Genomic DNA, 18,429 nt, shown 5'->3' on the forward strand with positions numbered 1-18,429 from the left:
CCCCTCACGACATTTATTCAAACGCCGGAATCGCTGTCTCGGCGTAGTTCTCTTCCAAGAACTCACGAACCGCGTCACTTGTCATGACTTCGGCAAGCTTTTGAATCGCTGCGTCGTCTTTGTTATCTTCACGAGCAACTAACGAGATTGCGAAGTCGTTCTCTGTACCTTCCGTTAACAAAGCATCCGACTTCGGTGTTAAGCCAAGTGGTGCTGCATACGCTGGTGTCATGAGGACTGCGTCTGCATCATCGTATGTGCGTGCAAGCATCAACAAGTCGACTTCCTCAAACACGAGGTTTTTCGGGTTCTCTGTGATGTCTGCTTGTGTATAGTAGTTATCTTGTTTCTCACCAAGCGTGATTACGCCGTGTTGTGCAAGTAGAGACAGCGAACGGTCGATGTTCGAAATATCGTTGGCAATCGTTACTGTCGCGCCATCTGGCAGTTCATCAATCGAACCAAATTCTTTTGAATAGACACCGTAGTTTGCGAAGTAGATTGGTGTGATTGGCACAAGGTTTGCATCATTCGAACGATTGAACTCTTCCATGTACGGTACGTGTTGGAAGAAGTTCGCGTCCACTTCTTCAGCTGCAAGTGCTGCGTTTGGCTGGACGTTGTCACCAAGTACCACAACTTCTAGCTCAATGCCTTCTTCCGCAAGCGTTGGTTTCACAAGGTCTAAGATTTCTGTCATTGGTGGAATCAGAGACGCGACTTTAAGTGTCGTCGTTTCCGTTGGTTCTACATTTTCTTCTGCAGGTCCTGCTTCTTCGTTATTTCCGCATGCTGCTAGAAACAGGACGAGGATGGCAACTAAGGCAAGTAATTTCTTCATGTGGGTTTCCTCCTAAGGTGTTAGCGTTTATCAAGCCATCTCGCGAGCGTCATGCCACTGAACTGGATGAGCTGAACGAGGATGACCATGATGATGATCATATACGTCATGAGGTCGGTCTTGAACTGCTGATAGCCGTACCGGATGGCAAAGTCACCGATACCGCCACCACCGACGACGCCCATGATGGTCGAATAAGAAATAAAACTGATGATCGATGTCGTCAATCCCATGACAAGAGTCGAGCGCGCTTCGACATATAAAAACTTTGTAATGATCTCTCGGACAGAAGCGCCCATGGATACCGCCGCTTCAATAACCCCGCGCGGAACATCAAGTAAGGACTGTTCTACTAGTCGAGAGTAGTGCGCAATGGCAATGATGGCAAGTGGTACTGCGGCAGCTGCTGTTCCAATAGCAGTTCCAATAATAAATCGTGTGAACGGAATCAAAAACACGACGAGTAGCAGGAACGGAAACGACCGCGTGATGTTAACAACTAAATTGAGTGTCGAGAACACCAGTTGATTCTCAAGCAACTGACCTTTTCTGCATAAGAACAAAAATGTACCGACCGGAAGACCAATCAACACAGCGAAAAGAATGGAGACGCCGACCATAATGAACGTTTCCAGAATGGACTGGATGATCTCACCTTGATACTGGATAAGTACATCAGGCATCGCGTTCAGCCCCTTTCAACTGCTGCACAAAGTAAGCAGAGGAGTTTCCTGGCATATGAATTCCAGTGGGTTCATGTGTAAACGATTCGTACACACGACCGTTTTCAAGGACGGTCACTTCCGTGCAGATGCTCTTAATTACTTCCATCTCGTGACTCACGATGACAATCGTGATGCCAAGGCGTTCATTGATGTCTTTTAGCACAGACAAGACTTCCGCTGTCGTCTGTGGGTCAAGGGACGAGGTCGGCTCATCACAGAGCAAGACAGACGGGTTCGTCGCAAGCGCTCTAGCAATGGCCACGCGCTGCTTTTGCCCACCACTGAGCTGAGCAGGGTACTGGTCTTTCAATGCATCTAGACCCACAAACGACAGACATTCCATCACACGAGCTGCTTGTTGCGATTTTGGATAGCCCGCTAGTTCCAGTGCCACTTTGACATTGTGATACACGGTCTTGTTCGACACCAAATGAAAGTGCTGAAAGATCATGCCAATGGATTTGCGTGCCGCCCGGAGCGCGCTTCCGGATAAGGTGGTGAGGTCTTGATCTCCTATAAAGACACTCCCGTTGTCGGGACGTTCCAATAAGTTCATCAACCGGAGCAGCGTCGATTTTCCTGCGCCACTTGTTCCGATGATGCCATGGATCGCTCCTTCTGGAATCGAAAGGGAGATATCTTGTATAGCTGTAAACGATTCGAATTTCTTGGAGACGTGACGAACTTCAATCATAAGCAGTACTCCTATCAAAATTATGTATAGTAATACACAACGCCCTTTATTATAGACTACTACCAAATCCCTGTAAAACAGTTGGTTTACGCGTCACGCGAGCTTAGTTCCGGGATTTTCGGGTACACTAGAACCACGAAGAAAGTAGGAGAGGAGCGGCGGTCATGACCGAGGTAATCAAAACAGATGTACTGATCATCGGGGCTGGACCTGCTGGCCTCATGGCAGCGAACGAATTTCAAAAACGAAATGTGGACTTTATCTGCTTAGAGAAGCGACCAGGTCCCACCCGATTATCGAAAGCACTTGGAATCCAAGCGCGCTCTGTGGAGCTTCTTGAATTCTTAGGAATTCATGAATTGTTTTTACGCAGAGGCTACCCGGGCCCAGGAATGAAGATGCATCTGGCTGGAAAAGAGCCTTCGTATGTCGAGCTTCATCATATTAAAAGCAGGTACCCGTACTTATTTATCCTTCCTCAAAATGAAATTGAAGAGTTGTTCATCGCGAATTTAGCCGCGCAAGACGCCGAAGTCTATATGGAGCATGAAGTGGTCGATGTGAAACAGACGGAGGAAGGGGTGCTTGTTACTGCTCTGCATCACGGAGTGGAGAAACGGTATGTGGCGAAATATGCGCTTGCATGTGACGGAGCAAAAAGTCGAGTCCGTCAATTTCTCGAGGTTCCATTTATTGGGGAAGATGAAGGATACACGTTCTTTACAGCGGACGTGGAGATTCCGGGCCTAAATGAGATATTCATCAACATGCACTTGAATGACCGAGGGGCTGTCGCTCTTTTCCCATATAAAGACGGAACGTACCGTGTTGTTGGAATGGACCGCGCGCACCAAGGAAAGAATGCGCAACAAGAGATGCCTCTCGAGGCCTTACAAGAAAGCCTCGACCAAATCATGGACGTGCCGTACCGTGTCGAAGTGCCAAAATGGATCAAGACATTCGAGACGGCACACCGCCAAGTGCCCGACTACCGTGTCGGAAATGTTTTCTTTTTAGGCGACGCTGCCCACGTTAATAATCCGCTAGGCGGACAAGGAATGAACTTGGGACTTGAGGATGCGTCCAATCTCTGCTGGAAACTAAACCTCGTGTTAAAAGGGTATGCAAACGATTCGTTCCTAGCGAGTTATCACGAAGAGCGCCACCCGATTGCAAAAGACGTAATACGAGATACAACACTTGAGCTTAAAGGTATCGAGCAGACTGGTTTCCTTGGAAAACTTCGAAACTGGTCGGGGAAAGTAGTGCTCGGTCAAGACTGGGTACAACCGATCGTTGCGAACTATTATTCCCATATTCATCATGAATACCACAAGATGAAACGCAACAAAGCCTTTCGTGATAAACGTTTATCTCGTAAGGCGATTCAGTCCGGAAAACGTGTGCCGGATCAAAAGTTGTTCTTTGAAGGCAAGTCGACGGCGCGCTTATATCCGTTCATCCAGAAGTATGAATTTGTCTGCCTCATCTATGTCGACTGTTATGAGCAGCATTTGATTGATTATGCCCATGCCTTCTCGAAACTTGTGGAGTCCGTTTATCCAGGATTGATGAAAGTATTTGTGGTCGCACGTGGAGGTACGCTTCAACTTGAAGAACAATCGTTACCAATCATTTATGATGTGCATCGTCATCTCGACAACGGAATCGGAATGGAAAAGGGCAGTACATTGATTTTACGTCCGGACGGGCATGTCCTGTTTCATGACCTATCGATGGATGCTCAGGCGGTACTCGATAAAATAGGTGCATATTTTCAATAAACGTCATCGTCGGCAGAAATGCTGACGGTTTTTTTAATAGCCTCGTTTTTCGAGGAACGTAAAGCTAGTCAGTGCCACGACCAATAGGACCGGTACACCAACGAAGAAATATAACCAGAAGCTTTCTTTTAAAGGGCCTGAGAAATAAGAGAAAGCAATCATTAAAATCAATAAAACGACATATTTCACCGTCTTTTTCATCGTATCCGCTCCAAAAGTATAATATTTAGTGTACCAAATTAAAAAGTTTGGCGCACTCTTCTATCTATTTACGCTTCTCTACATTCAATTTGGCGAGAAGCCGTACCGAGAAATTGAGCGATTGTCTAGCACATATGAACGCTTCTTGAAGACGGTGGGGGAAGGGATTTTTGGAGCGGATCAAAAAGGTCGACTAACGAAAAAACACATGACCTCATATGAGATCACGTGTTTTTTGCTGTTCATTAGTTTTTCAAATCAAAACGGTCGGCATCCATCACTTTAACCCAAGCTTTCGCAAAGTCATTGACAAACTTTTGTTTGTTGTCGTCTTGCGCATATACTTCTGCAAGTGCGCGTAGGATCGAGTTCGAACCGAAGACTAGGTCGAAGCGAGTTGCTGTATGTTTCACTTCGCCTGACTTACGGTCACGTCCTTCGTACTGGTTGAATCCAGCAGGTTTCCATTCTGTGTTCATGTCCAGTAAGTTGACAAAGAAGTCGTTTGTTAACTTGCCAGTTTCACCACCGAATACACCGTGTTTCGTATCGCCATGGTTTGCACCAAGGGCACGTAATCCACCGACAAGAACCGTCATCTCAGGAGCCGTCAATCCAAGAAGATGTGCTTTATCGACAAGCATTTCTTCTGGACTTGTTTGATACTCAGCTTTCTGATAGTTACGGAAACCATCAGAGATTGGCTCAAGTACATCGAAGCTCTCTGCATCTGTTTGTTCTTCCGTTGCATCGCCGCGGCCAGGTGAGAATGGGACAACAATATCAAAGCCAGCATCACGTGCTGCTTTTTCAACGGCTGCTGTTCCACCAAGAACGATCAGGTCAGCAAGGCTTACGTTTTTCTCAAGTCCAGATTGAAGCTCTTCGTAGATCTTCAATGCTTTTTCAAGAAGTTGTGGTTCGTTCGCTTCCCAGCTGCGTTGTGGAGCAAAACGGATACGTGCACCGTTTGCGCCTCCGCGCATATCTGTGTGGCGGAATGTGCTTGCAGAAGCCCAAGCTACTTTTACAAGTTCGCTTACTGTAAGGTCTGTAGCCAAGATTTTTTCTTTTAGATCGGCAATTTCTTCGTTAGACAATGTGTAGTCTACTGTTGGAACTGGATCTTGCCAGATCAATTCCTCTTCTGGCACTTCAGGTCCCCAGTAACGATCTTTAGGTCCCATGTCGCGGTGAAGAAGTTTGAACCAAGCACGTGCAAATGCATCTTCGAATGCTGCATGGTCTTCGTAGAAGCGGCGAGAGATTTTCTCGTAATCCGGATCCACTTTAAGTGCCATATCAGCGGTCGACATCATCGTTGGTACTTTTTTGTTTGAATCTTCCGCATCTGGAGCTTTGTCTTCTTCTTTTAAGTCTTTCGCAATCCACTGGTATGCACCGGCAGGACTCTTTGTTAATTCCCAATCGTATTCAAAGAGTTGTACCCAGAATCCGTTGTCCCATTGTGTAGGGTTTGCTGTCCAAGCGCCTTCAAGACCTGAAGAAATCGTGTCACGGCCTTTACCAGATTTGTAGCTGCTCAACCAACCAAGACCTTGGTTTTCGACATCTGCTGCTTCTGGATCATCACCAACTTGTGACGGGTCACCCGCACCGTGCGTTTTACCGAATGTGTGACCACCTGCAATAAGTGCAACCGTTTCTTCATCGTTCATTCCCATACGACCAAATGTATCACGGATATCTTTAGCGGATGCCAGTGGATCTGGTTTGCCGTTTGGTCCTTCTGGGTTCACGTAGATCAGACCCATTTGAACCGCAGCAAGAGGGGTTTCGAGTTCACGGTCACCTGAGTAACGGTTGTCTGCTAGCCACTCTTTTTCATTACCCCAGTACACATCTTCTTCTGGGTGCCATACGTCTTCGCGTCCTGCTGCGAAACCGAATGTTTTGAAGCCCATCGACTCAAGTGCCACGTTTCCTGTTAACAATAGAAGGTCAGCCCAAGAGATTTTGTTACCGTACTTTTGTTTGATTGGCCAAAGTAGACGACGTGCTTTGTCTAGGTTGACGTTATCTGGCCAGCTATTTAGTGGTGCAAAACGCTGATTTCCAGTGTTTCCGCCACCGCGGCCGTCGAAGGCACGGTAGGTACCCGCTGCGTGCCATGACATACGGACGAAAAGACCGCCGTAATGACCGTAATCTGCTGGCCACCAGTCTTGGCTATCTGTCATTAGTTTGCGAAGGTCTTCTTTTAATGCATCGTAGTCAAGCTTAGAAAACTCTTCTTTATAATCGAAGTCGGTACCAAATGGGTTGGCCTTCGTATCATGCTGACGCAAGATATTCAGGTTGAGCATATTTGGCCACCAGTCTTTGTTGTTCGTGCCTCCAGGTTTACGTGATGTCGTGATGGCGCTGTCTTTATGACTTGCTCCTAAACCTGTTACTGGGCATTGTCCATCGCCTGCAGCTGTATGGCCTGGATTTTGATTATTATGTTCCATTCTCAATTCTCCTCCTCATTATCAAATCGTGAAAATCGGTATTCAATCGAATGACCCAGAGAGAATCATTCTCACTTTATAATTATACTAAATAAGCTTCCGGATTTGAAGCGAGAAGCTCGTAAATTGAGATTTTATTTATCTAATGAGAAATAGAAAGAAGGAATGATATAATGGTAGAAAAGTTGAAGGTAAAAAAGGGTTCACGTAGTGGAAGAGTTCGACGAAGACTATGATGGACATCTGTTAAAGACAGTGCGGATGGATTTGTAGAATAGTTAACAATCAAAAGACCCAAACCTTTTTTCAAGAAGGCTTGGGTCTTTTTTGACTATTCTTTCACTCGTAATAAGCGCATGGAGTTAAGGACAACTAATACAGTCGACCCGACATCCGCAAGTACGGCCATCCAGAGGGTCAACCAACCAGGTGCGATCAACAACAGGGCGAACAGTTTAATCGCAAACGAAAAGCCGATGTTCTGCTTGATGATACGAAGCGTCTTGCGGCTAAGTCCCATCGTATATGGAAGTTTCGTTAAATCGTCAGCCAGTAAGGCGACGTCTGCGGTTTCAAGAGCGGTATCTGTCCCAGCGCCTCCCATGGCAATGCCGACAGTGGCACTGGCCAGAGCCGGTGCATCGTTGATACCGTCTCCGACCATCGCAACCGAACCGAGCTGTTGTTGAAGTAAACGTATTTTCTCCAGTTTATTTTCTGGTAACAGATTCGCTTCCACCGTATCAAGTTCGAGTTGTCGGTTGAGGGCGTTCGCTGTAATGGCGTTATCGCCTGTTAACATAATGAGCTTGGTGATTCCCATCTCTTTCAATCGACGAATCATCGATACGCTGACTTCTCGGATGGGGTCAGCTACGGCAATGATTGCCACAATCAACTTGTCCGTACCGAGGGCCATTACCGTCTTGCCATCCAGTTGAAGCTTTTGGACCTGACGAGCAAGCTCAGGGGTCATGTCGGGATGTTCCTCAAACAGCATAGGGCTTCCAATGGTGAATCGTTCTCCGTTCACTTTGGCATAAGCGCCTTTTCCAGTGACTGAGCGGAAGTCGGTTGCTTCTAGGTTTATCACATGCTGCTGTTTTGCATGTCGCACGATGGCAGAAGCCAGAGGGTGCTGAGAGAACTGTTCAATAGCTGCTGCAGTAGCAAGAGCATCTTGTTGAGTGATGTCGTGAAAAGTCAGGATGTCGGTGACGACAGGCTGGCCTTCTGAAAGTGTTCCAGTCTTATCAAACGCAATCGCCCGAATCCGGCCGAGCTCTTCCAAGTAGATACCGCCTTTGATTAAAACGCCGTGTTTGGCTGCATTTCCGATAGCTGTGACAATCGCAACAGGCGTCGATACGACGAGCGCACAGGGACAGCCGACAACGAGCACAGCAAGACCGCGGTAGATCCATTCTGACCAGTCACCTGAAAACAGGAGTGGTGGAAGGACAGCGACGAACAGTGCAACGACTAGAATAGCTGGTGTATAGTATGCGGCAAAGCGGTCCACGAATTGTTGGGAAGGGGCTTTTTCAGCCTGAGCTTCTTCAACAAGGTGGATAATCTTCGCAATGGTCGTGTCTTGCACGCGCTTTGTGACGGTTACTTCTAAATAACCTTCTTCATTTAGTGACCCGGCATAGACTTCGTCGCCGATTTGTTTATGCTTCGGCATCGATTCTCCTGTGATGGCAGCTTCATTAATAGAAGATTCGCCAAGGAGAACTGTTCCGTCCATCGCAATTTTTTGACCAGGCTTGATCAACATCACATCGCCGATTTGAATGTCATTTACATCTAAAGTCAGCATTTCTTGATTGCGTCGGACGACGGCTTCGTTCGGAGCGATGTCCATCAGACTTCGAATCGACTGACGTGCCCGGTCTATAGAATAAGTCTCGAGAGCTTCACTGAGCGCAAACAGCAATACCACGACTGCGCCTTCTTGCCATTCTCCAATGATAGCTGCCCCGATGATGGCAATGGCCATCAAGGTCTTCATATCAAATTCAAAGCGTACAAGGTTTGTGAAACCTTCTTTAAAAAGCGCCCATCCACCCACTATAATGGCCATAAGATAAAGTCCGATTACGACAGGTTGGGGGGCTGAGAATGCATAGTCGGTATAGAGTGCTGCTAGGAGCAGTAAAAAGGAAGCGACGGTGTTCCGGTTTTCTCGCGACTCCCAAAATGAACGCTTATCTCCAATGTTCGTGCGATGAGATTCTTCGTAGACACGAATTCCATCAAAGGCTCCTGCTTTTTCAAGCTGTTCAATCGTTACGTCTCCTGTAACAGTCAATTTGGATGCACCAAAATTCAGTTGTAGGTTTTGTACGGTACCGATCTGTTGAATATTCTTTTCAAATTTAGCAGCGCAGTTTGTACAAGACAGCCCTTCTAGCCGGTACACATGTTGCTCTGATTTCATGAGGTACACGCCCTTTACATTCAAATGAACATTTGATTGTTTTTAGTATATGCCGGTAGGTATCTTGTGTCAATATCATTCAAGTATTTGTTTGAATGAAAAAACCCTTCTTCCACGAAGGAAGAAGGGGCGTTATTCGTTAAGATGTTCAATGGCAATTTTAACAAGATCGGTGATGTGATGGTCTTTTACCGAATAGTAGACAAGCTTCCCTTGCTTACGGTTTTTAGCGATTCCCATTGTCCGGAGCAGTCGTAAATGATGAGAGGCTGTGGCTGTCGAGATGCTGACGATAGCAGCGACGTCACAAACACACAGTTCATCTTCTTGGGTCAAGGCATAGATAATTTTCATGCGTGTCGCATCCGATAATGCTTTGAAGATCGTTTCAACCCCCTTGACTTGCGAAATGAGAGGAGTGATACGCTCGACGACCTCTGGATGAGTACACTCTACTTCGCAGTGGTCTACTGATAGTTTCTTTAATGATTGACTCATTGTGAATCGCATCCTTTAATGTGAGAATACCTCAAGTATAGCAAACCTGCTGTACTTAGTTATTCCACACATCTTTATATTCTGGTGTCTTCTCAAACTGGCTCTTGATAAACGGACATGTCGGCACAATTTTGAGGTCGTTTTCACGAGCATAGGCTACGAGCTGTTCAACGAGCTTTTGCCCTACGCCTTCTCCTCGGAGAGAGTCGTCCACATGTGTATGGTCCGCAATCAGTTTCGTGGAGCCCGTCGGCACATAGCGTACTTCAGCAAGTGTATGCTCACTGTCCTCTCCCACATAAAACTTGTTGTTGTCGTGTTTGATTTCCATACAATCTCTCCTTATTTGCAGCTGCCAGATTGATCACAAAACGGGGTATTTGATGTGCTTCCACAACCGCAAATCACGGCGCGGTAGGTCACGATGTCTTGTTCTTCTTGATGAAAATGAAGATCACCGCGCATAAATAACTGACCCTTTTCATTGGGCTCTACACGCGTCGGCACTTCCGGAAGTTCCCCCCGCACGTTGTCATGGCGGATGTATTGAAGTGCACCACTCGGGCAGCGTTCGACTACTTCTACGATGTCCGGTGCTGCCCCGTTTTCAGGATTGACCCAAGGACGTTTCTTTGTATTGAAGACAGCCGGAAGCCCTTTGACGCATTCTGCTGCGTGGATACATAGACCAGGCGTGAAATAGACATTGATGTCCGAGCCGACATATTCTTTAGGTTCCAGTTTCATAAGACACTCTCCTTTTTCTGATAATTCCTACTACTGGGTGTATCCTATCCATTGGAGCTCTAAGTGCTATTGCTAAATGAAACCTTTTTTGATAGGGTACGTATAATTCATTAAATACAGCCTAGAGGTGAAAATCATGGTATCCCTTATCCATTTCGCTAGTATAGTATCTGTCATTACATTGTCTCTATTCAAAGATGTATCTGATAAGCAATATAAAAAAAATATCGATGCACTACGCCAAGAGATTTGGTTTCAAATGTATTGGAATGATCCAGAATATCAAGCAATTTTAAAAGAAGACCCTCAATTGCGTAAAATCATCTGCTATATCAATCGTGAGAAACTTGAAAAACAGCGCTATGCCGCTTGGCAACGCAAGAAAATCATTACGATTGTGGAGAAGAAAGCGCAAGAAGTAGAGGAGGACACGCAGATATGATGCTTTTATTAGGCATTGCATTTTTCATTGTTGTTTATATTTCACTCAGCACAATCGAACGATTGTTGCGTGAGATGAAGACGCAAAATCAGCAGATCATCGATTTGTTGGAGCGGGCAGAACGGAAGAATCCAGATTTAGACGCCAATTAATCATCCGCTCCTACCATATTTTGTTTCCATTTCGTATAATTATTAGGAAAACAATCATTTGGAGGTTTTTTTATGTGGAATGCCTTTAAAGCATTTGCGTTCAAAGGCAATGTACTGGAACTGGCAATTGCTGTTGTAATTGGAGCAGCCTTTGGGAAAATCGTCTCTTCTTTAGTCGAAAATATTATTACCCCGCTGATCGGACTCATTATGGGAGGCGTGGACTTTTCAGGGCTTGCAATTACTGTCGGGAATGCCAATGTTACATATGGAGTTTTCATCCAATCTATCATCGACTTCGTGATTGTCGCGTTTGCCATCTTTATGTTTGTCCGGTTACTTGACAAATTCAAGCGGAAAGAAGAAGTGAAACTGGAAGAAGGACCAACCATCGACTCGAAAGAAGAGTTGCTGATTGAAATTCGTGATTTATTAAAGCAACAAAATACACGTAGTTAATTCATAGACCGTCTAGATCAATTCTAGATGGTTTTTGCTATCTTTTAGGAAAGATGGGCGTTCTTTATAGGAAGAAGAGGTGAAGAAATGAAAAAACGTTCTATAGTCGGTATTGGGGTGATAGGGATAGTCGTGTTTGTGTTGTTTTTCCGAGGAGGTGTAATTCCCCAGACTCTTGGATGGACCTGGGAGAATCCGTTTGCACCTCGAGTCGAAGTGGAGGACCACACCGAATTTGTCGATCGGAATGGTAATGGTATAACGGACCAACTGGATATCGTGGCAGCTGCACGCAAAGAAGTAGAGAATCGAACGACCTACCGCAGTGCCTATTATGGCGGAGGCTACCCTCCCGAAGATGAAGGTGTCTGTACAGATGTGATCTGGCGAGGATTAATGGGTGCGGATATTGTCTTAAAAGACGCAATGGACGCAGACATTGCAGCGAATGTGGCAGCTTATCCCCGGACGGAAGGGACGCCTGACCCTAATATCGATTTTCGTCGTGTCCCCAATCAGTTTGCTTATCTTGAGCGCCATGCCGAGTCCCTGACCACTGAACTCATTCCTGGAGATCCGGAAAATTTAGCGGAATGGCAACCAGGAGATATTGTGATTTTCTTAGAAGGTACAGATCATACGGGAATCATCTCTGACCGCCGTGCAAAAGACGGGACGCCGTATATGATTCACAACGCACCTCCATTTGCTGCGGAAATTAAGTTGACTTCTTATTCACAAGAAATTGCCGGCCATTACCGATGGAATTTTCATGAATAGGAAGGAAAATCATTTCGAATGGCGAATAAACTAGACGAGGTGATGAAAATGACACGACTAAAACGTGTAGGAACAACGTATTTGCCCGTATCGAACTTGAAAAAAGCAACCGAATGGTACACATCCAATCTAGAAGCGGAAATCTCTTATCATGACGATGAGAAGACGATACTGAACTTTGCAGATCAAAGCTTCTTCTTGATTCCTGCTGCCCCTGATCAATCCAATAGTTTCATTGATGCGAAGGGGACGGAGTGGTTTGGGCTAGGTTTTGAAGTCGATGGAGAAGAAAACCTTCTCACATTCCACCAAGACCTGTTGAAGCAAGGTGTCAAAGCAGGAGACATTGAGTCCCGCGGACACGCGGGGAAAAACTTTCGGTTTTGGGATGAAGACGGCAATGCGTTTGATGTTTGGAGCGAGTGGAAGGAGCGGGGTGAGACATGAGAGCAGGAAGTCTATTTATCCCGGTTCGAGATTTAGAAAAGTCAGCAATTTGGTATGAAAAACATCTTGGAGTGAAGCGGATTGATAGTTGGGGAGAAGGGATGGGATTTTACTTTCCAAATGGACCTACACAGCTCGCGCTGATTGTAGTGGAAGAAACACCCACCACCGAATTTTCTATCACGCACGCACGGAAAAATGTGTACTATAATTTCCTGACATCCGACATTGAACAATTACATAAAGAATTTCAAAATCAAAAAATTCATGTGAGTGCCATCAAGAACTTTGGTGGGATGCTGTGTTTTGACGCCGTGGATCCGGACGGCAACGTGTTGAGTTTTGTAGATGAACCGGAAGATTCACTCTATTATTCAAAACAAATCGAAAAACGTCAAAACCATTAAGAGACGTCTTCATTTTCCCGGATTAACACGTGAAGTCCTTCTAACTTAAGATGCGGACGATCTACCAGGAACAGTCGATGCGAGTAAGCAAGGCGAGATGGGACGTGGCGGGCCTCTTGAAACGACCAGTATTCAAGATGTTGGCCAGACGTCAGGTAAAATGAAGTGTCTTCAATACAAAGGCGCCCCTCTTTTGTACGGACGATCTCACCCGCATATTGGACTGGTTTGGTTCCTTGACGAATGAGAAGAGACAACTCTCTCGTTTGTTCGCTCACGCGCTGTTGGAATTCAGAAGAGGAAAAATGGTCTTCCTCATGAGCATATACTTCAAACAACTGAGCCAACTGGCGAAGCTCTTGAGCCAATGGTTTTAATGCGTCTGACGTTTTCATTTGGTTTGAAGAAAGCATGGTCACCACTCCTAATAAGAACATTTGTTCTATATTATCATGTCAGTCAATGGACGACAAGTTGGATTTACAAGATGAGACTAGTTAAGCCGGATTGTCGAGTAGACAATCCGGCTTGTTTAAGCTTTTATACATGTCACCTTGATGTAGAATGTGACTTATAGTTTACGAGTAAACCGCTACACAATGCGCCAATAAGTAACACAGTTGCTGTGACCATGAACAACACCGAAAGGGATGAGGAAACGAGCGAAAGGCCTGAAGAACCAAGCACAACGCCGAGTGAGAAGAACGCGTAAAAATACCCATAGGCTTTCCCGCGGTTCTTTTCCGTCGTGCCTACATAAAGAAAAACATTGATAGCGGGAAATGTAAAAGCGAATCCCACTCCGTAAACAATCAGTATTCCATAAAACGCGGCTAGAGATGAAGCCAGTCCTAGACTTAACTGGGCAGCCGCAATTAACATCACGCCAATTCGGAAGTTGGCGAGTGCAGGCCACTGGTCGAACAATTTTCGTATAGGAGACAGAAAGATCATGACAGCCGTTACGCCAAAGGTACTCAGTAATGTTCCACTTACACGAGAACTAAACCCAAGTTCTTCAACACGAAGTGGCAACAGGTACGCCAATGCCCCTTGGGAGAACATCATCAAAAATGCACCTCCGAACGCGACAACGAGGGCAGGGTGGAAGCGAAGCGTTTCCGGGTGGTCTTTCGTCCGACGGAACAATTGTCCGCGTAGCAAAAAGAAGGCTGCTACAAACAAAATGACTCCGAAAAGCCCAACCGTTTGGAACACAAAAGGAGCGGATATCTGCGCAGCCATGATGCCGCTGAAGGCAGGACCTATGATAGCGGCTGACCCGACGAAGGCTCCTGTCATCGCGTTCTCACTTCCGGTCTTGCCTTCTAAGCTTTGATTTGCCACATAGGTAAAAGCAGCGGGAACAATAAATCCGCCAATAAACCCATGAACAAAACGGATCACGAGCAACGATTCCGGAGTGGTCGCCCATGTATACGCAAACAGCATAATGGACGTTCCAAGAAGGCCGATGACAAGAAGGCGGTAAGGGCCCAACCGGTCGGTAAAAAGGCCAGCAAGTAGGTTGCCTCCTGTATTTGAAAAGGAATAGATCCCCACAGCCATGCCTGCTACGAGTGTACTTGCGCCAAGACTTGTGGCAAAGGTGCTCATAATAGGAAGCTGTGCAAAGAGGTCCATGAATGAGAAGAAAATAATAGCATAGACGAGCCACAAAACAGGAAAAGCTTTCGTACGGAACTGAGCTTCACGCTTTTTCACGGCACGGTCTAACAGAAAATTGGCAAACGGAATAAAGGCGGCTGCAATCCCAAGTAGACTCCAGTACACGTTCCATCTGACCGTAAGCTGTACGATGACAATGGTGACGATATAGCCAATGAAAATGGCACCGTGTATAGAGCCGACGAAGGTGACCGCAAGAGGCAAGCCTGCCCAGTACTTTAATGGCATCGCAATGCCGAGTAAGATGAGTAAGGAAATCCCATCTATAATACCAAAGAAACGAAACAAACGAATAGGAAGATACTGTTTTTCTTTCAGCAACGGTGAACCCTTCTTTCTTTCACTTCCTTCAGTATTTCATAGAAAAATTTGGGTGGCAAGCTACGAAATGTGAACGATTCACCTATGACTTTTGGTATGCTTAGGGAAAGGGGGAGACTGCATGGAGAAGTCGAAAAAATTACATACCATCTACAGTGGGGTCTTTATTCTAACAACCCTTGTTTTGATTGGGATTGTTGTGAGTATTGCCGGACTGCAGTCCTCCCAAAACTTGCGAGAAGAAAGTGGCGGGGCACTCGTTGTGACCGCGAAGACCATGGGAAACCAGCTCGATCAACATATGTGGTTTCGTTACGGGGAAGTGGGAATGCTGACTCAGCTCGAGCCGTTCCGAAATCCTAGAAGGCGTTTCAATTGCTGAACGCCCTGTTTATTTAGAGGCACAAAATGCTCCGTTTATTGAGGATGTACATGAAGCGGACCGTCAGACTGCCGAACGGCGCGTGAGCGGACTGATGAAGGAGCAAGGGAAGTCCTATTCTGTTGAAGGTCAAATGGCGATGGTAGGAATCAGTGCAGGGGGGCGTCTATGGACGGGAGAAGATTCTTTAGAAGACGTATTGGCACAAGCGGATAGTGCACTGTATGACGTGAAGATGAACGGTAAGAAGGGCATAAAATTTTATAACTAAACGAGCTGCGGGGAAATCCCTTGCAGCTTTTTGTTTTCATAGATTTCAGGTCGTCTTCAAATGTGGTATGATAGCAAAAGTGATTTTTTATAAGGTCAGACCTTTGCACGAGTGAATAGTAGGGGAGTTATGCCCTGTGGTATGGGATGTATTGAATGTTATTGGAACGCTTGCGTTTTGCATTAGTGGAGCGCTCGTTGCGATGGAAGCGAAATACGATATTATGGGAATTTATATATTGGGGCTCATCACGGCATTTGGCGGGGGAGCGGTTCGGAATCTGATGATTGGTTTACCGATTGTCGAGGTATGGCAACAGACGACGTTATTTGTTATCGCCTTGCTTGCGATGACATTGTTTATCTTACTACCGAAGAGTTTTGTGTTTCATATGAAAGAATGGTCGTTGTTCGATGCAATTGGACTGTCGGCTTTTGCCGTGCAGGGAGCGATGTATGCGCAGTCGATGGACATGCCACTGCTTGCTGTCATGTTTTCTGCCTCCATCACAGGGGCTGGCGGTGGGATTATTCGCGATGTACTCGCCCAGAAGCGGCCGAGTGTGTTCACGAAAGAAGTGTATCTCTTATGGGCGATTCTCGCCGGGTTCGTCATCGGAATGGACTGGGTGTCCACCGACGTCCAACTATATGTTGTCTTTGCCATCATCCTTGCATTACGTTTGATTTCGCAGCGGTGCAAGTGGGATTTGCCGATTCGCAGCTTCGATGACAGATAGAAGGGGAATTTCGAATAAGTGAAGTATTAGCCAGATTATGTTAAAATATACACGTGATACAAAAGTGGATACAAAGGAGTGATTGAATGCAGGCCCGGTTAGTTAAGCGCGACCGTAGTTACATGATTGGGATTTCTGTGACCATTCCCTCTGCAAAACGAAACCAAATTAAGTTAAATAAATCGGTAATGAAACGCCTTGTTTCACTGCAACGATATTTGACGTTACCTGGAACGGAAGAAATCATTGCTTTTCCTTCAAACAAAAAAGGTTTGGACGGGGATGAATGGATCATTGGGTATTCCGTCTTCTCACGTTTCCCACCATTCAAAGATTATGAGCTACATGAACTTCCAGGAGGCACGTATTTTGTAGGTGCCCAGAATGTGGAGCTTGAATCCGTTTATGGCATGATGAAGTCTCATTGGATCATGACGGAAATGTATAAACCATTACCTGTGTTGTTTGAGTGCTACACAATTTCAGGTGACCATAAAGATGTGCAAGTCTACTGGAAAGTAAAACCCCAGTCTGGTACAGAGCAAAAATATGCCTAATGCGTCCGAGCGAAGTCTTTGCTCGACGCTTTTTTTGTTTACCAAGGGGTTGGGCAGCTGAGGTCCTTTTCTTGTAACTGCCCGGTTCATTTCAAGGTTGTACCCGGTCCATTCCACAACTCCACGTAAAAAGCACCTTTCCCGTACAAAGAAAAGGTACTTCCACAAGTTAGTTAGTTTTGAAACAAACCTAGCTTTCCGATCCGCTGAACCGCTTCCGCAATACGTTCTTCTTCAACGACAAGTCCGACACGGACATAGCCTTCTCCATGAGAACCGAAGCCATTCCCTGGCGCAACGGAAACGTCTACTTCCGCGAGAAGTTTATCTGCAAACTCTTGACTCGTAAAGCCTTCGGGAACAGGAAGCCAGGCAAAGAAAGAGCCTGCTGGTGCTTCAATCTTCCAGCCTATTTTTGCACATTCTTCAACAAGACGCGTGCGGCGCTGACTGTATCGTTCGACCGCTTCTGTAATGTGATGTTGAGGGCCTGTCAGTGCTTCCACAGCTGCTCGTTGAACGGCAGGGAACAGGCTACAATACATATGATCATGCAATCGGTCCAGTGCCGCAATCATTTGTGCATTTCCGGCTGCAAAGCCGACACGCCAGCCTGCCATGTTGTACGTCTTCGATAACGTATACATTTCAATGCCTACATCTTTGGCGCCTTCTTGTTGGAGGAAGCTAACCGGACGTTTCCCGTCAAAACCAAGTGCGCCATAAGCGAAGTCATGACAAATCGCGATATCATGTTTTTTGGCAAAGTCGATGGCTACTTCAAAAAATGACCCGTCGGCCATCGCACCAGTTGGGTTGTTTGGGTAATTCAAATACATGAGCTCGGCTTTTTTTCGTATGTCTTCAGGAATGTCGTCGAATACTGGTAAAAATCCATTTTCTTGTGTGAGTGGCATCGTCGCCATTTCTGCACCGGAAAGAGAAAGGGCAGAGAGGTAATCAGGATAGCCTGGATCTGGGAGCAACAACACATCACCTGGGTCCATCATCGCCATCGGCAGTTCAACAAGACCGGCCTTGGAGCCAAATAAAATCGAGATTTCCGTTTCCGGGTCGAGTTCAACGTTGTATTCACGCAAATAAAAGTCTGCTGCACCCTCGCGCAGCGATTGAATCCCCCGGAATGGGGAATATTTGTGAGTAGATGGATCATCGGAAGCCTCGTGAAGAGCTTCAATGATGTGCTGAGGAGTGGGCTGGTCTGGGTTGCCTTGCCCAAGATTAATGACATCTCTGCCTTCGTTTACAGCCGCTGCTACTTGAGCGACAAGACGAGCAAAAAATTGCTCAGGGAGCTGTTCTAGTCGTTTGGAAAACTTCATGGGTTTCGCCTGCCTATCTGGTTGTATTATGGC

23 protein-coding genes are annotated in these 18,429 nt (G+C 46.1%); 11 read left to right on the plus strand and 12 right to left on the minus strand.

The window, feature by feature from the left end:
* Positions 1–13: 13 nt before the first annotated feature.
* Genes ACFO0S_RS02245 through ACFO0S_RS02255 form a run of 3 tightly spaced genes read right to left on the minus strand, consistent with a single transcriptional unit; the run spans position 14 to position 2,260 of the window.
* The gene (locus ACFO0S_RS02245; protein ID WP_378139723.1) at positions 14–841 is read right to left on the minus strand and encodes a MetQ/NlpA family ABC transporter substrate-binding protein; all 828 of its coding nucleotides are present in this window, start codon (positions 839–841) and stop codon (positions 14–16) included.
* Positions 842–861: 20 nt separating this feature from the next.
* Positions 862–1,524, minus strand: a complete 663-nt coding sequence (locus ACFO0S_RS02250; RefSeq protein WP_378139725.1) for a methionine ABC transporter permease — start codon at positions 1,522–1,524, stop codon at positions 862–864.
* On the minus strand, positions 1,517–2,260 hold the full coding sequence (locus ACFO0S_RS02255) for a methionine ABC transporter ATP-binding protein (RefSeq protein WP_378139728.1): 744 nt from the start codon (positions 2,258–2,260) through the stop codon (positions 1,517–1,519). The genes ACFO0S_RS02250 and ACFO0S_RS02255 overlap by 8 nt, the downstream gene beginning before the upstream one ends.
* A gap of 164 nt (positions 2,261–2,424) precedes the next feature.
* On the opposite strand from ACFO0S_RS02255, the gene ACFO0S_RS02260 reads away from it, so the two are divergent.
* Positions 2,425–4,044: an FAD-dependent monooxygenase gene (locus ACFO0S_RS02260; protein ID WP_378139730.1), complete on the plus strand. Its 1,620-nt coding sequence runs from the start codon at positions 2,425–2,427 to the stop codon at positions 4,042–4,044.
* Between the two features lie 33 nt (positions 4,045–4,077).
* Here ACFO0S_RS02260 and ACFO0S_RS02265 read toward each other — a convergent pair whose 3' ends face one another.
* The 6 genes from ACFO0S_RS02265 to ACFO0S_RS02290 form a co-directional block, all read right to left on the minus strand.
* Positions 4,078–4,245 carry a hypothetical protein gene (locus ACFO0S_RS02265; protein WP_378139732.1) on the minus strand — a complete coding sequence of 56 codons (168 nt, stop codon included), beginning with the start codon at positions 4,243–4,245 and terminating at the stop codon, positions 4,078–4,080.
* Between the two features lie 245 nt (positions 4,246–4,490).
* On the minus strand, positions 4,491–6,719 hold the full coding sequence (gene katG / locus ACFO0S_RS02270; protein ID WP_378139734.1) for a catalase/peroxidase HPI: 2,229 nt from the start codon (positions 6,717–6,719) through the stop codon (positions 4,491–4,493).
* A gap of 331 nt (positions 6,720–7,050) precedes the next feature.
* Positions 7,051–9,162 carry a heavy metal translocating P-type ATPase gene (locus tag ACFO0S_RS02275; RefSeq protein ID WP_378139736.1) on the minus strand — a complete coding sequence of 704 codons (2,112 nt, stop codon included), beginning with the start codon at positions 9,160–9,162 and terminating at the stop codon, positions 7,051–7,053.
* Between the two features lie 132 nt (positions 9,163–9,294).
* Positions 9,295–9,660, minus strand: coding sequence for an ArsR/SmtB family transcription factor (locus tag ACFO0S_RS02280; protein ID WP_378139738.1), 366 nt, complete (start codon positions 9,658–9,660; stop codon positions 9,295–9,297).
* Between the two features lie 55 nt (positions 9,661–9,715).
* The gene (locus ACFO0S_RS02285; RefSeq protein ID WP_378139740.1) at positions 9,716–9,991 is read right to left on the minus strand and encodes a GNAT family N-acetyltransferase; all 276 of its coding nucleotides are present in this window, start codon (positions 9,989–9,991) and stop codon (positions 9,716–9,718) included.
* A gap of 11 nt (positions 9,992–10,002) precedes the next feature.
* On the minus strand, positions 10,003–10,407 hold the full coding sequence (locus tag ACFO0S_RS02290; RefSeq protein WP_378139742.1) for a (4Fe-4S)-binding protein: 405 nt from the start codon (positions 10,405–10,407) through the stop codon (positions 10,003–10,005).
* A 136-nt stretch (positions 10,408–10,543) separates the two neighbouring features.
* Here ACFO0S_RS02290 and ACFO0S_RS02295 point away from each other — a divergent pair, with 136 nt between their 5' ends.
* From ACFO0S_RS02295 to ACFO0S_RS02320, 6 genes are all read left to right on the plus strand, one after another.
* Positions 10,544–10,849 (plus strand): hypothetical protein, encoded by a 306-nt coding sequence (locus ACFO0S_RS02295; protein ID WP_378139744.1) that lies wholly within the window; start codon positions 10,544–10,546, stop codon positions 10,847–10,849.
* Positions 10,846–11,001, plus strand: coding sequence for a hypothetical protein (locus tag ACFO0S_RS02300; protein ID WP_378139746.1), 156 nt, complete (start codon positions 10,846–10,848; stop codon positions 10,999–11,001). The genes ACFO0S_RS02295 and ACFO0S_RS02300 overlap by 4 nt, the downstream gene beginning before the upstream one ends.
* 72 nt (positions 11,002–11,073) lie before the next feature.
* Positions 11,074–11,460 carry a large conductance mechanosensitive channel protein MscL gene (mscL, locus tag ACFO0S_RS02305; RefSeq protein ID WP_378139748.1) on the plus strand — a complete coding sequence of 129 codons (387 nt, stop codon included), beginning with the start codon at positions 11,074–11,076 and terminating at the stop codon, positions 11,458–11,460.
* Positions 11,461–11,547: 87 nt separating this feature from the next.
* Complete coding sequence (locus ACFO0S_RS02310) at positions 11,548–12,240, plus strand: DUF1287 domain-containing protein (protein WP_378139750.1); 693 nt, start codon at positions 11,548–11,550, stop codon at positions 12,238–12,240.
* Between the two features lie 18 nt (positions 12,241–12,258).
* Positions 12,259–12,687 (plus strand): VOC family protein, encoded by a 429-nt coding sequence (locus ACFO0S_RS02315; protein WP_378139752.1) that lies wholly within the window; start codon positions 12,259–12,261, stop codon positions 12,685–12,687.
* Positions 12,684–13,094 carry a VOC family protein gene (locus tag ACFO0S_RS02320; protein ID WP_378139754.1) on the plus strand — a complete coding sequence of 137 codons (411 nt, stop codon included), beginning with the start codon at positions 12,684–12,686 and terminating at the stop codon, positions 13,092–13,094. The genes ACFO0S_RS02315 and ACFO0S_RS02320 overlap by 4 nt, the downstream gene beginning before the upstream one ends.
* Here the strand turns inward: ACFO0S_RS02320 and ACFO0S_RS02325 are convergent.
* A complete protein-coding gene (locus tag ACFO0S_RS02325) occupies positions 13,091–13,507 on the minus strand; it encodes a hypothetical protein (RefSeq protein WP_378139756.1) in 417 nt (138 codons plus the stop codon). The two genes, ACFO0S_RS02320 and ACFO0S_RS02325, sit on opposite strands and share 4 nt — an antisense overlap.
* A gap of 136 nt (positions 13,508–13,643) precedes the next feature.
* On the minus strand, positions 13,644–15,104 hold the full coding sequence (locus ACFO0S_RS02330; RefSeq protein WP_378139758.1) for an MFS transporter: 1,461 nt from the start codon (positions 15,102–15,104) through the stop codon (positions 13,644–13,646).
* Positions 15,105–15,225: 121 nt separating this feature from the next.
* Here ACFO0S_RS02330 and ACFO0S_RS02335 point away from each other — a divergent pair, with 121 nt between their 5' ends.
* The 4 genes from ACFO0S_RS02335 (at position 15,226) to ACFO0S_RS02350 (ending at position 17,053) form a co-directional block, all read left to right on the plus strand.
* Positions 15,226–15,486 (plus strand): hypothetical protein, encoded by a 261-nt coding sequence (locus ACFO0S_RS02335; protein ID WP_378139760.1) that lies wholly within the window; start codon positions 15,226–15,228, stop codon positions 15,484–15,486.
* A 37-nt stretch (positions 15,487–15,523) separates the two neighbouring features.
* Complete coding sequence (locus ACFO0S_RS02340; protein WP_378140396.1) at positions 15,524–15,757, plus strand: diguanylate cyclase domain-containing protein; 234 nt, start codon at positions 15,524–15,526, stop codon at positions 15,755–15,757.
* Positions 15,758–15,893: 136 nt separating this feature from the next.
* Positions 15,894–16,496, plus strand: coding sequence for a trimeric intracellular cation channel family protein (locus ACFO0S_RS02345; protein ID WP_378139762.1), 603 nt, complete (start codon positions 15,894–15,896; stop codon positions 16,494–16,496).
* An 86-nt stretch (positions 16,497–16,582) separates the two neighbouring features.
* Positions 16,583–17,053, plus strand: a complete 471-nt coding sequence (locus tag ACFO0S_RS02350) for a hypothetical protein (RefSeq protein ID WP_378139764.1) — start codon at positions 16,583–16,585, stop codon at positions 17,051–17,053.
* Positions 17,054–17,226: 173 nt separating this feature from the next.
* On the opposite strand, the gene ACFO0S_RS02355 is transcribed toward ACFO0S_RS02350, so the two are convergent.
* The gene (locus ACFO0S_RS02355) at positions 17,227–18,396 is read right to left on the minus strand and encodes a pyridoxal phosphate-dependent aminotransferase (RefSeq protein WP_378139766.1); all 1,170 of its coding nucleotides are present in this window, start codon (positions 18,394–18,396) and stop codon (positions 17,227–17,229) included.
* Positions 18,397–18,429: the final 33 nt, after the last annotated feature.

Source organism: Chryseomicrobium palamuruense, assembly GCF_042649045.1.
GTDB lineage: Bacteria > Bacillota > Bacilli > Bacillales_A > Planococcaceae > Chryseomicrobium > Chryseomicrobium palamuruense.